13 protein-coding genes are annotated in these 12,232 nt (G+C 72.6%); 6 read left to right on the forward strand and 7 right to left on the reverse strand.

From position 1 onward, the window contains the following. Nucleotides 1–2: 2 nt before the first annotated feature. On the forward strand, nucleotides 3–419 hold the full coding sequence (locus MQN93_RS16010; protein WP_242709987.1) for a Zn-ribbon domain-containing OB-fold protein: 417 nt from the start codon (nucleotides 3–5) through the stop codon (nucleotides 417–419). Beyond that, nucleotides 416–1,192: an enoyl-CoA hydratase/isomerase family protein gene (locus tag MQN93_RS16015; RefSeq protein WP_242709988.1), complete on the forward strand. Its 777-nt coding sequence runs from the start codon at nucleotides 416–418 to the stop codon at nucleotides 1,190–1,192. Before MQN93_RS16010 ends, MQN93_RS16015 begins: the two co-directional genes overlap by 4 nt. A 9-nt stretch (nucleotides 1,193–1,201) precedes the next feature. Here MQN93_RS16015 and MQN93_RS16020 read toward each other — a convergent pair whose 3' ends face one another. The 3 genes from MQN93_RS16020 to kbpA all read right to left on the reverse strand — a co-directional run bounded on the left by MQN93_RS16020 (nucleotide 1,202) and on the right by kbpA (nucleotide 5,082). Then, nucleotides 1,202–1,756, reverse strand: coding sequence for a hypothetical protein (locus tag MQN93_RS16020; protein ID WP_016436571.1), 555 nt, complete (start codon nucleotides 1,754–1,756; stop codon nucleotides 1,202–1,204). An 88-nt stretch (nucleotides 1,757–1,844) separates the two neighbouring features. Beyond that, nucleotides 1,845–4,169, reverse strand: a complete 2,325-nt coding sequence (locus MQN93_RS16025) for a serine/threonine-protein kinase (RefSeq protein ID WP_016436572.1) — start codon at nucleotides 4,167–4,169, stop codon at nucleotides 1,845–1,847. Nucleotides 4,170–4,338: 169 nt separating this feature from the next. Further along, entirely contained in the window at nucleotides 4,339–5,082 is a 744-nt protein-coding gene (kbpA, locus tag MQN93_RS16030; RefSeq protein ID WP_242709989.1) for an AfsK-binding protein KbpA, read from the reverse strand. Nucleotides 5,083–5,216: 134 nt separating this feature from the next. Here kbpA and MQN93_RS16035 point away from each other — a divergent pair, with 134 nt between their 5' ends. Next, complete coding sequence (locus MQN93_RS16035; RefSeq protein ID WP_037783139.1) at nucleotides 5,217–5,852, forward strand: TetR family transcriptional regulator; 636 nt, start codon at nucleotides 5,217–5,219, stop codon at nucleotides 5,850–5,852. 113 nt (nucleotides 5,853–5,965) lie between these two features. Here MQN93_RS16035 and MQN93_RS16040 read toward each other — a convergent pair whose 3' ends face one another. Next, nucleotides 5,966–6,433, reverse strand: coding sequence for an Lrp/AsnC family transcriptional regulator (locus tag MQN93_RS16040; RefSeq protein WP_016436575.1), 468 nt, complete (start codon nucleotides 6,431–6,433; stop codon nucleotides 5,966–5,968). A gap of 82 nt (nucleotides 6,434–6,515) precedes the next feature. On the opposite strand from MQN93_RS16040, the gene MQN93_RS16045 reads away from it, so the two are divergent. Beyond that, nucleotides 6,516–7,124, forward strand: coding sequence for a LysE family translocator (locus MQN93_RS16045; protein ID WP_242709990.1), 609 nt, complete (start codon nucleotides 6,516–6,518; stop codon nucleotides 7,122–7,124). On the opposite strand, the gene MQN93_RS16050 is transcribed toward MQN93_RS16045, so the two are convergent. Both MQN93_RS16050 and MQN93_RS16055 read right to left on the reverse strand, forming a co-directional pair. After that, nucleotides 7,119–7,595, reverse strand: coding sequence for a nitroreductase family deazaflavin-dependent oxidoreductase (locus MQN93_RS16050; RefSeq protein ID WP_242709991.1), 477 nt, complete (start codon nucleotides 7,593–7,595; stop codon nucleotides 7,119–7,121). The genes MQN93_RS16045 and MQN93_RS16050 overlap by 6 nt on opposite strands. Beyond that, the gene (locus MQN93_RS16055) at nucleotides 7,592–8,776 is read right to left on the reverse strand and encodes an acyl-CoA dehydrogenase family protein (RefSeq protein WP_242709992.1); all 1,185 of its coding nucleotides are present in this window, start codon (nucleotides 8,774–8,776) and stop codon (nucleotides 7,592–7,594) included. Before MQN93_RS16055 ends, MQN93_RS16050 begins: the two co-directional genes overlap by 4 nt. Nucleotides 8,777–8,863: 87 nt before the next feature. Here MQN93_RS16055 and MQN93_RS16060 point away from each other — a divergent pair, with 87 nt between their 5' ends. Continuing rightward, the gene (locus MQN93_RS16060) at nucleotides 8,864–10,033 is read left to right on the forward strand and encodes a thiolase C-terminal domain-containing protein (RefSeq protein ID WP_242709993.1); all 1,170 of its coding nucleotides are present in this window, start codon (nucleotides 8,864–8,866) and stop codon (nucleotides 10,031–10,033) included. A 15-nt stretch (nucleotides 10,034–10,048) separates the two neighbouring features. Here the strand turns inward: MQN93_RS16060 and MQN93_RS16065 are convergent, their stop codons facing one another. Further along, entirely contained in the window at nucleotides 10,049–11,380 is a 1,332-nt protein-coding gene (locus MQN93_RS16065) for a COG1361 family protein (protein ID WP_242709994.1), read from the reverse strand. Between the two features lie 166 nt (nucleotides 11,381–11,546). Between MQN93_RS16065 and MQN93_RS16070 the strand changes: the two genes are divergently transcribed. Next, on the forward strand, nucleotides 11,547–12,212 hold the full coding sequence (locus MQN93_RS16070) for a pyridoxine/pyridoxamine 5'-phosphate oxidase (RefSeq protein ID WP_242709995.1): 666 nt from the start codon (nucleotides 11,547–11,549) through the stop codon (nucleotides 12,210–12,212). Nucleotides 12,213–12,232: the final 20 nt, after the last annotated feature.

A 12,232-nucleotide genomic window follows, 5' to 3' on the forward strand; every position in this document is an offset into this window, starting at 1 on the left:
CGGTGCTCTCCCCCGTCACCGACGCCGACGGCGCCCCCTTCTGGGAGTACGCACGCCGGGGCGAACTGCGCGTCCAGGCCTGCGCCTCCTGCGGCGAGCTGCGCTTCCCGCCCCGCCCCTGCTGCCCCCACTGCCAGTCCTTCGCGAGCGAGTGGCGCAGGGTCTCGGGCCAGGGCCGCATCTGGTCCTACGTCGTGCCCCACCCGCCCCTGCTGCCCGACTACGCCGAGCAGGCGCCGTACAACGTCGTCGTCGTGGAACTCGCCGAGGCCCCCCGCATCCGCCTCGTCGGCAACCTGGTCGCCCAGGCCGGGGCCCGCCTGGACTCCGTGCCGCCCGAGCGCATCCGGATCGGCGCCAGGGTGCAGGTGGTGTTCCACGAGGGCGGTCTGCCGCAGTGGGTCCTGGAGCGCTCATGACGACCGCCGTGCGCCTGGCCACCGACAAGGACACCGGCGTCGCGGTCGTCACCCTCGACCGGCCCGCCCGCCTCAACGCCATCGACCTCACCATGCGGGACGAACTGCAGGAAATCTGGCGCGAGTTGAGGTTCGACGACACGGTACGGGCGATCGTCCTGACCGGTGCGGGCGAGCGGGCCTTCAGCACCGGCCTCGACCGGGACGCCGTCGTACCGCAGCCCGGCTCCCCCTTCATGAGCGACGATCCGCTCCTGAGGATCGGCCCGAAGTCCAACGACCTCTTCAAGCCCGTGATCGCCGCCGTGCGGGGCATGGCCTGCGGAGGCGCCTTCTATCTGCTCGGCGAGAGCGAGTTCCTCGTCGCCGACACCACCGCCGCCTTCTTCGACCCGCACACCACCTACGGCATGGTCAGCGCCTACGAGTCCGTCCTCATGACCCAGCGGATGCCCTACGGCGAGGTCGCGCGGATGATGCTGATGGGCACGGCCGAGCGGATCTCCGCGCAGCGCGCCCACGACATCGGGCTCGTCTCCGAACTCACCGCGCCCGGCGAGGCGTTGGCGGCGGCGACCTCCTGCGCCGCCGTGCTCGCAGCACACCCGGCCGAGGGTGTGCAGGGAACCGTACGAGCGCTGTGGGCCGCCAAGGAGCAGGCGATCGCCGCCGGGTTCGCCCAGGCGCCGCACCTGATCGCGCTGGGCAATCTGCCGCACGAACGGCAGGCGGGACTGTTCACCGCCCGCCGTCCGGGATTCAGGACACGGTGACCCGGTCGGTCACCAGTGGTAGGACGCGACCCGATCCAGGTCGCAGTGGTCCACCTCGGGCGCGCTCTCCTCGGCGTTGTCCACCGGGATCCGGAAGGTCTTCGTGCCGTTCGCCGGCACGGTGACCTCCTTGATGGTGCCGTTGACCGTCATGTCGTCCGCGTCCTCGAAGACGATGTGGACGTCGAAGCCGCTCTCGACGGCGTTCGGGTTGGTGACCTCGATGGTCGCGTACGGGTCCTTCACCGTCGCGCAGCTCACCAGCCGTGCCGTGCCGTCCTCGTGGCCGGACGGGGTGCTGGGCGTGGAGACGGACGAGCCGCCGGAGCCGCTGCCGCCGTAGGAGTCGTCATCGTCGTAGCCGTCGTAGTCGTCATCGTCGTAGTACCTGTTGTGGCCGCTCGACGACGAGCTGTCGTGGTCCTGCGAGGAGCTGCTGCAGCCGCCCCCGCCGCTTCCGTGGCCCCTGCTGCTGTGGTGACCGTGACCGGTGAACCCCGTCAGCGAGAGGACCACGAAACCGAGTACTGCCGTGTATTTGAGACTGCGCCCCCGTAGATGCATGCCGTGACCCTATCGATCACCTGTCACGGTCATGTCACCGCGTGACATCCGTCGCGTACCCGGTGTAGCGACGGCCGTCACGCGGCGGCTAAGTGGTCCGGGCCGTCCCCGTGCCCTTCTCCGCGTCCAGCGCGTACACGCACCGGTCCTTGCTGCAGGCGTACACGACACCGTCGCGGACCACCGGCGACCCGGTGATCTCGCCGCCGGTCGCGAGCTTCCAGCGCAGCCGCCCGTCGTCGGCCTTCAGCGTGTAGAGCAGATGGTCCGTCGAGCCGAAGTGGATACGGCCCTCCGCGACCGCCGGGGCGCCCACGATGTCGCCGCCCGCCTGGAAGCGCCACTTGGGCGTGCCGGTGACCGCGTCCAGGGTGTAGAGCCCCTTGCCGCTGCCCACATGCACATGCCCGGCCGCCACCAGCACCGGCTCGATCGAGGCCCGGGACTCGGTGGCGATGCGCCAGCGGTCGCGGCCGTCGGCGGCGTCGAGGGCGTAGACCGTGCCGAGGTAGTCGGCCAGATAGATGCCGCCGCCGGTCACCGCGGGGCCCGGCGCGAAGGTGGGCGCGCTGAGGAAGACCGCGGGCGCCTCGAAGTGCCACTTCACATGGCCGCTCGCCACGTCGATCGCCAGGACCCGGCTGCCCGCGCAGATGTAGGCGTAGCCGTCGGGTGCGTGGGTCACCCGCAGCGGCACCCCGCCGCAGGAGGCGGCGTCGCCGATCGGGTAGGACCAGCGCTCCTCGCCGGTGCGGGCGTCCAGGGCGCGCAGCCGGGCGTCCTGCCAGACGTACACGGTGCCTTCGTGGACGGCGGGCCCGGCCTCCGGCGACTCGAAGTCGGTCTGGGCGCCGGTGAGCTCCCACAGCTTCTGGCCGCCCGAGGCCTCCCAGGCCTGGACGCCGCCGCCGCGGGTGCCGGTGACGACCGTGCCGCGGTCGGCGTGCAGCGAGTACACCCAGGCATCGGTGGACAGCCGCCACAGATCCGCGCCCTCACGGCAGTCCAGGGCGAACAGCGTGGGCCCGTCGGAGGCGTGGATACGGCCGTCCGCGATCGCCATCGACCAGGCCACGTCCCGCGTCTTGAAGCGGCGCCGACCGGTGGCCACGTCCAGGGCGTGGACCTCGAAGGAGGTGACGTAGACGAGGTCCCCGGCGACCGAGGGGGTGCCCCAGACGTCGTTGGACATACGGAAGCGCCAGGGGCGCCAGCCCGCGGCGGCCTCCGGAGGGGACGCGGGCAGCACGACGGGGTCGGCGCCGTTGACGCCGGGGCGCGGTTTGGACCAGGAAGCGGCGAGGGCGGCCTCGGGCGGCGGTGCCTTCACGGCGGCCGCCCGTACGTCGGAGACGCGCGGTCCGGGCCCGATGGGCACCTGGGCGCCGGCCAGCCGGACCGGGCCGGCGTCGGGGACGCCGACGGGTGCCGGGATCACCGGGTCGTGCGAGGGCGGGGGCGGCACGGGCGCGCGCCCGCCGCCGCTGCGGCCGCTCTGTCCCGGCTTCGCCGCCGGACGGCCGTTGCGCCGCCCCTCGATCAGGCTCACCGCCCGCTCGGGCAGCCACGCCGAAGCCGTACCGCTGTCGTCGGAGCCGGAGCCGAACAGATGCGGGGCGAGCTGGGCCTGGAGGTCGGCCGGGTTGGGGCGGGCGGTGGCCTCCATCTGCATACAGGACTCGATCAGCGGGCGCAGCTCCTCCGGCAGCCCCTCCAGGTCCGGGCCCTCCCTGAGCAGCATGAAGACCGTCTCGACCGGGTTGGCGCCGTGGAAGGGCGGGTGTCCGGTCGCGGCGAAGACGAGCATCGAGCCGAGCGAGAAGACGTCGCTCGCGCCGGTCACACTCCGGGAGTCCTTGGCCTGCTCCGGGGACATATAGGCGGGCGTGCCCACCGCCACGTTCGTCATCGTCAGACGCGTGTTCGAGACGCCGGACGCGATGCCGAAGTCGATGACGCGGGGGCCGTCCTCGACGACCAGGACGTTCGACGGCTTGAGGTCGCGGTGGACCAGCCCGGCGCCGTGGATCGACTGCAGCGCCTCGGCCACGCCGGCCGCCAGCCAGCGCACCGCCTGGGCCGGCAGCGGCCCGCACTCGTTCACTATTTCCTCGAGGGAGGGCGCGGGCACGTACGCGGTGGCCAGCCACGGCACGGCGGCACGGGCGTCGGCGTCGACCACGGCCGCCGTGTAGAAGCCGGAGACCGCGCGTGCGGCCTCGACCTCGCGCGAGAAGCGGACGCGGAACAGCTGGTCCTCGGCGAGTTCCGTACGGACCGTCTTGATCGCCACCCGCCGGCCGGACGCCGAGCGTGCGAGATAGACCAGCCCCATGCCGCCGGCACCGAGCCGTCCCAGCACCTCGAACGGACCGATACGCCGCGGATCGTGCTGTGTCAGCTGATCCACCACTTGCCTGCCACCTCCCCGTCCGGGCCGCGCCGCCCACCTTTGCACGCGACCCCGTGCAGCGTCTCACCACCGCACCGCCCTGGCGGCACGCACCCCGATTCTTCCTGTCCCGGCCACTGGTTGCGAACCCGGGGTCGAGTCGGGATGTCTCACCGCAAAACGGTACGTTTCATCGCTCGGTCTGTTCCAGTCGTTCCCATAGTGCGAACGACGCCCCCTGATTGTCGGTGACGACGGCCACCCTTCCGTACGACGTCTCGAATGGTGGCGCCTGGATCCGTCCGCCCAGATGGCTCACGGTACCGAGTGCCGCGACGCAGTCGTCCACCGCGAAGTGGACCAGGAAGTGCGGCGGCATCTCGGCCGAAAAGACGTCCGAGACGGGCGCCCGGCCGAAGTCGGGTCTGGCGTCCGGCCCGAACAGGGCCTCGTGGAAGAGCTCGCCGTAGAAGACGTTGGCGGCCTCGGTGTCGCGGGCGTACAGCTCGACCCAGGCGAAGGTGCCGGTCTCGTGCCGTCGGCCGAAGCCGGGGTGGCCGTCCGGCTCCCAGAGGGCGAAGACGGCGCCCTCCGGGTCGGTCACCAGCGCGGTGGTGCCCAGGTCCGCGACCGGGACGGGTGCCGTCACGACCTGTCCGCCCTCGGCGTGGATCCGGTCGGCCAGCGCCTCGGCGTCCGGGGTCGCGAAGAACACGGTCCACACGGTGGGCAGCCGCCCGTCCGTCTTGCGCGCGAGGCCCGCCACGCGCTCGCCCTCCAGACAGGCCCATACGCCGCCCACCTCAGGCCGGTCCTCGAAGGTCCACCCGAAGAGTTCACCGTAGAAACGCTTGCCCGCCTCGACGTCGGGGAGCTGCGCGTCCACCCAGCAGGGGACGCCCTCTCCGTACGCGGATGCCCTGTTTTCGGCCATGGCGCCAAACTAACGGCGTCTCACGCGGTCCGCAGACCCGGCGCACCCGCCTCTGCCGGCTCATGCACCCCATTTGCAGTCGGCCGAATCGCGCTCCGATCACCCCTCGGTAAGCTGACGACATGACAGGACAAGTGCGTACCGTCGACGGCCGCGTGGCCGGCCGGCGTGGGCAGGCGACCCGGCAGAAGCTGCTCGACTGCCTCAGCGAGATGCTCAGCTCCTCCCCCTACCGGGACGTCAAAGTCATCGATGTCGCCCGGAAAGCGGGCACTTCGCCCGCCACCTTCTACCAGTACTTCCCGGACGTCGAGGGCGCCGTCCTGGAGATCGCCGAGCAAATGGCCACCGAGGGCGCCGGGTTGACCGAGCTGCTCGAGGGGCGGTCCTGGGTCGGCAAGGCCGGCTGGCAGACCGCACAGGAACTCGTGGACGGGTTCCTGGAGTTCTGGCGCAAGAACGACGCGATCCTGCGCGTGGTCGACCTCGGTGCGGCCGAGGGCGACAAGCGGTTCTACAAGATCCGCATGAAGATCCTGAACTCCGTGAACAACTCCCTTGCGGATTCGGTCGCCGAACTCCAGTCCAAGGGCCGCGTCGACAAGGACGTGAACCCGGCCGCGGTGGCCGGTTCGCTGGTCGCGATGCTCGCGGCGGTCGCCTCGCACCAGAAGGGCTTCCAGACCTGGGGCGTCAAGCAGGCCGAACTCAAGCCCAACCTGGCCCTGTTGGTCCACCTCGGCGTGACCGGCAAGAAGCCGACGAAGTAGCAGGCCCCCCTTTTTTCCGGTACCCAGGCCCCCAAGTCCTGTCTGGCAGGCGGTGATTCACGGAAGCGTCCGTGGGTCACCGCCTGTCGCATGGAGCACCACGTGCTGGGGGATCAGCGCGTGCTGCGCCGGGCCGGCAGCGGCCGGTCCTTCACCACGTGCTTCATCACCAGGGTGGAGGTGAGCCGCTGCACCCCCGGCAGCGTGGCCAGCCGCTCGTCGTAGAGCCGCTGGTAGGCGGCGAGGTCGGCGGCGACGACCCGCAGCAGATAGTCCGGCTCCCCGAACAGCCGCTGCGCCTCCAGCACCTCGTCCACCTGCCCGAGCGCCCGCTCGAACTCGGCGACCGTCTCCCGGTCCTCCTGCCGCATGGAGACGAAGACCAGGGCCTCGAAGTTCAGCCCGACGGCCGTCGGGTCGACGACGGCGCGGTATCCGCTGATGGCGCCCGAGCGCTCCAGCTCCCGCAGCCGCCGGTGGCACGGAGAGACACTCAGCCGCACCCGCGCGGCCAGCTCGGTCACGGTCAGCCGCCCGTCCTGCTGCAGCTCGGCAAGGATTTCCCTGTCCACGTCGTCCATGAGGCAGATTTTTCCACCGATCACGCGATCATGGGCAAACTTCGGGAACACCTTCGGGCTGTTCGCGCCTAATGTCCCCCATATGAACTCCGCAACCCTGCTCTCCTTCCTCGCTCTCGACCTGCTCCTGGTGTGCGTGCCGGGTGCCGACTGGGCGTATGTGATCGCGGCCGGGGTGCGTGGGCGCTCCGTGTCGCGGGCGGTGGGTGGGCTGGTCGCCGGGTACGCGCTGCACACCGCGCTGGCGGTGGCGGGGCTCGCCGTGCTGGTGGCGAGTTCGTCCGGGCTGCTCACGGCGCTGACGGTCGCGGGGGCCGGGTATCTGGTGTGGCTGGGCTGGGGCGTGCTGCGCCGCCCGATGGCCCCCGAGGCGGACGCGTCGCAGCGCTCCGGCGGCCTCTTCCTGCGCGGCGCCGCGATCAGCGGCCTCAACCCCAAGGGCCTGCTGCTCTACCTCTCGGTGCTCCCCCAGTTCCTGGTCACCCGGGGCACGCACCCGCCCGTCGCCGCCCAGACGGCCGTACTCGGTCTGCTGCACATGGCGTGCTGCGCCGCCGTCTATCTGACCGTCGGCGTCACGGCCCGCGCCCTGCTGGCCGCCCGCCCGACCGCGGCCCGTGCGGTCAGCCGCACCTCGGGGGCGGCGATGCTGGGCATCGGCGCGTTCCTGCTGGCGCAGCACGCGCTATGACGGCCGCCGGGTGAGCCGGAAGACGCGCAGCTGCCGCTCCACCCGCTCCTGGTAGGTGGCGTACGGCGGCCAGAAGACGAGCAGCCGCTGCCAGACGGCCGCCCGTTCCTCGCCCTCCAGCAGGAGGGCCCGTACGGGGATGTCCGTGCCCTTCCGGCTGATGACGGCGTCGGGGTGGGCGAGGAGGTTGTGGGTCCAGGCCGGGTGATCCGTACGCCCGAAGTTGGACCCCACGAGGATCCAGCTGTCGCCGCCGTCCTCGGGCATGCACGCGAGGGGCGTACGCCGCGGCAGCCCGCTCCTGGCCCCCGTCGAGGTGAGCACGACCCCCGGCAGCATCTGGGCGCTGAGCAGCACCCTGCCGCGGGTGAGCCGGTGGACGGCCCGGTCGAGCCCCGGAACGACATGCGGTGCGACCTTCGCGAAACCCCGCGTCGAGGAAACCTTCTGCACCACCCGCACCCCGATCACACGGCCACCTCCCGCCCCTCGAACAGCCCCGCCCCATCCGCGGCATGCGCCCGCAACCGGTGCACCGGCCCGAAGAGCAGGTCGTCGCCCGCCGCTCGCTTGAAGTACAGGTGGGCCTCGTGTTCCCAGGTGAAGCCGATGCCGCCGTGCAGTTGGACGGCCTCGGCCGCGGCCGTGCGCAGGGCCTCCAGCGACTGGGCGAGGGCGAGGGGGCCCACGTGCTCGTCGTGGGCCGTGGACCAGGCTGCGTAGTAGGCGGCCGACCGGGCCGCCTGCAGTTGGACGTACACGTCGGCCAGCCGGTGCTTGACCGCCTGGAAGGAGCCGATCGGGCGGCCGAACTGCTCGCGCTGCCGCACGTACCCCACGGTCCGCTCCAGCGCCCGGTCGGCCGCTCCGACGGCCTCGCAGGCGAGGACGGCGGCGGCCGTGTCCCCGGCCCGGGCGAGCGCGCCGAGCACGTCGGCGCCGTCCTCGCCCAGCAACTCGGCCTCCACATCGCGCAGTTGGACCCGCGCCTGGGACCGGGTGGCGTCCAGCGCGGTCTGCCGCGTCCGTACGACCCCGTCCGCGTCGCCCGGCACGAGGAAGAGCAGGGTCCGCGAGCGGGCGAAGCCCCCGGTGTGCGCGGCGACCAGCAGGAGGCCGGCGCTGTGCCCGTCGAGCACCTGCTCGGCCTGCCCGTACAGCCGCCACCCCTCCCCCGCGCGCCGCGCCTGCACGCCCCCGGCGCGTCCGCCGCCCGCCCACTCCCCGCCGTTGTCGCCGGTCAGGGCGAGGGCGGTGGCGAGCGCGGTGCCGGGGGCCGCGAGCGTGGCCGTGAGGGCGCCGGTGGCGATGCGAGGCAGGAGCGAGGCCCGCTGGGCCTTTGTGCCGAGCGCGAGGATCAGGGGGGCGGCCAGGACGGCGGTGGCGAGGAAGGGGGAGGGCGCGAGCGCGCGGCCCGTCTCCTCGGCCGCGAGGGCGAGTTCGGTCACCGAGCAGCCGACACCGCCGTACTCCTCCGGCACCGCGAGCCCGGGCAGGCCGAGCCGGTCGGCGAGGGCGGTCCACAGCGCCGGGTCGTGTCCGGCGGGGGTGTCGAGGGCGGCGCGCAACTCCTGGGGCCCGCAGCGTTTGTGGAGCAGTTCGCGCAGGGTGCGGCGGATCTCCTCCTGCTCCGCGGTGAAGCCGGCGTCCATGGCGGCCCTCCCCCTCTTCCCTACGGATCTGACGGTCCGTCATATTAGGAGGGCCGGAGCGATATGCACAGGGGCAGGAGGCCGCTCATGAGTCGCGGGAGCCGGAAAGTCGCCGTGGTCGGCGCGGCCCTGTCGGACTGCGGACGGGTGGACGACGCGACGCCGTACACCCTGCACGCGCAGGCCGCCCGCCGTGCGCTGGCGGACGCGGGGCTCGGCCGCGAGGTCGTGGACGGCTTCGCCTCCGCCGGGCTCGGCACGCTGGCGCCGGTCGAGGTGGCCGAGTATCTGGGCCTGCGCCCCACCTGGGTCGACTCCACCTCCGTCGGCGGCTCCACCTGGGAGGTCATGGCGGCCCACGCGGCGGACGCGATAGCGGCGGGCCACGCGAACGCCGTGCTGCTGGTCTACGGCTCCACCGCCCGCGCCGACATCAAGGCGGGCCGGCGCACCGGCGACCTCTCCTTCGGCGCCCGCGGCCCGCTCCAGTTCGAGGTGCCGTACGGCCACACGCTGATCGCCAAGTACGCCATGGCGGCCCGCCGCCACATGATCGAACACGGCACGACGATCGAGCAGTTGGCGGAGGTCGCGGTGCAGGCGCGGGCGAACGCCGCCCTCAACCCGGACGCGATGTTCCGCGACCCGGTCACGGTCGACGACGTGCTGTCGGGGCCGATGATCGCGGACCCCTTCACCAAGCTGCACTGCTGCATCCGTTCCGACGGCGGGGCGGCGGTGCTGCTCGCGGCCGAGGAGGTCGTACGGGACTGCCGTACCGCCCCCGTCTGGGTGCTCGGCACCGGGGAGCACGTCTCGCACGCCGCGATGTCGCAGTGGGAGGACTTCACGGTGTCCCCGGCGGCGGTGAGCGGACGGCTGGCGTTCGAGCGGGCGGGCGTGCGCCCCGGCGAGATGGACTTCGCGCAGATCTACGACGCCTTCACCTATATGACGCTGGTGACGCTGGAGGACCTGGGGTTCTGCGCGAAGGGCGAGGGCGGGGCGTTCGTGGAGAAGGGGCGGCTCAGGGTCGAGGGCGGCGAGCTGCCGGTGAACACGGACGGGGGCGGACTGTCCGCCCAGCACCCCGGGATGCGGGGGCTGTTCCTGCTGGTGGAGGCGGTACGGCAGCTGCGGGGAGAGGCCGGGGCGCGTCAAGTGCGGGACGCGGACGGGCAGTTGCCGAGGCTGGGTGTGGCGTCCGGCACGGGCGGCTGGTTCTGCTCCTCGGGGACGGTGGTGCTGGGGCGGTGAGGCGCCGTCCTGACGTCACCCGGTGACGACGACCGACGCCTTGTCGTTGCTCGCGTCGGGATCGTGCCGCCCGGATGCGCCGCCCGGAGCGGGCGAGGCGGTGGGGCCGGACGTCTGGTCCTCCAGGCGCACGCTGCCGGTGGAGGGTTCGCCGAGCCGCAGGGTGAACTCGAAGGTGTGCGCCTTGCCCGGGTCCAGGCCCTGGACGTCGCAGGTGTACGTGTATCCGTCGTTGTCGCAGTAGGGCTCGTACACGCCGTCGTCGATCTCCGTCATGGGCTCTTTGAGGACGTCGGTGCCGGGGGGCGGGCTGAAGACGAGCCGGGTGGTGTAGCCGGGGTTGCCGGGGCCGTTGTTGCGGACGGTGAGGCCGACCTTGCGGGTGTCGCCGGGGTCGCCGTGCAGGTCGGCGCCGGAGACCGCGTAGTCGGCGCCGGTGGCGAGCCGGACGTCGACGAAGTCGCCCGCCTTGGTGAACCTGCCGTGGGGCGTCTTCACGGCCTCGGCCCGCAGGGCGGGCCCGTCCCCGTGCTCGCCCCCCTCGGAGACGGTCTGGTTCGGTCCCGGTCCTGCCTTCAGCGGCCAGACCATGCGGCCGAAGGAGCCGTACATCGTCGTCCGGGAGGCGCGCAGGCGCAGGGCGGGCCGGACGGCGACGCTCTTTCCGGGCGCGATCCGCACGCCAGGGAAGCTGCACACCGCCTGGCTGCCGTGCTGCAGGTCCGGGTACCGGCAGTTGGCGTGGCGCTGCACGAACGCGAGATCGCCGGCGTTGACGACGAGCGCCAGCCCCCGCACGGTCACGTCGCCGGTGTTGCGGACGACCACCGGGTACGTCACCTCGGCGCCGGGGCGAACTCCCTTGTCCGGGGCGGGAGTCAGCAGTTCGAGGACCGGCTCGCCGACGACCACCCGGGTGCGCGCGGTGAGTTTCTCGCCGTCCGTCATGACGTACGTCAGGCGCAGGTACCCGGTGTCGCCGGGCTTGCTGCCCTTCGCCGGGAGCGGGGCGAACGCGTCCGTGGTGAGGCCGAGGAGGCGCGCGGCCGGACCCTCGCAGACGACGTGGGTGGCACTGCCCCGGCAGTTCGTGCTGTCGTCGCGCAGCCGCACGGCGCCCTCCGAGCCGGCCTCGACGTCCACGGTCAGCCGCCGGGCGCCCGGGGCGTAGGAGCCGGGGCCGTCGACACGCAGCGGGAAGACCTTCTTGCCGCCGTTCGTCGGAACATAGAAGATCTCGGGTGCGGAGAGGGAGAACGCTTTCTCGTCGCCGGTGCACGCGGTGAGAGCACCGAGCAGCAGGGCTCCGGTGAGAGCCAGGCGCGTGAAACACCGTCGGCGCCGCACCAGTTACCCCCCGCCTCTCCTCGACGTATCCCGGCGATCCGGAGATCAACGTACTGCGAACGCACCTTCGGCGTGGCGAGCAGGTCGTGGTCCGGATGCGGCCCGAGCGGTGGCTGTCGTCCGACCTCGGCTCGGTCTGAGCCGCGGCACACGTGACAATCGGGGTATGGGACAGGATCTGCACGGGCTGCTGAGGTCACTGCGGGTGTGGGACCCGGAGGTGACGGCGCTGCCGCCGTTCGACCCGGCGACCGCCCCCGCCGAACCCCTCGGCCTGTTCACCACCTGGTTCGCGGAGGCGGTGGCGGCCGGCCAGCCCGAGCCGCACACCATGTCGCTGGCGACCGCCGACGAGGCGGGCCTGCCGGACGTGCGGATCGTGATGCTGCACGGCGCGGACGCGGACGGCTGGTCGTTCGCGACCCATGCGACCAGCCGCAAGGGCGAGCAGCTGGCGGTCCGTCCGCATGCCGCCCTCGCCTTCTACTGGCCGGTCCTGGGCCGCCAGGTCCGCGTCCGCGGCCCGGTCACCGCCGCCCCGTCCGAGGAGTCCCGGCGCGACCTGCACGCCCGCTCCACCGGCGCCCTGGCCGCCGCCCTGACCGGCCGCCAGAGCGAAATCCTCGGCTCGCTGGAGGAGTTGGCCCGGGAGTCCCGGGCGGCCTGGGACCGCGCCCGGCAGAACCCGGACGCCCCGGCCCCCTCCTGGACCCTGTACCACCTGCGCCCGCACACCGTGGAGTTCTTCCAGGGCGACGCGGACCGACGCCACGTACGGCTGAACTACCGCCGTACGGACGGGGGTTGGGCGCGCGAGCTACTGTGGCCGTAGGAACAGGAACAGGCCACTCC

Source organism: Streptomyces spinosisporus (assembly GCF_022698145.1).
Lineage (GTDB): Bacteria > Actinomycetota > Actinomycetes > Streptomycetales > Streptomycetaceae > Streptomyces > Streptomyces spinosisporus.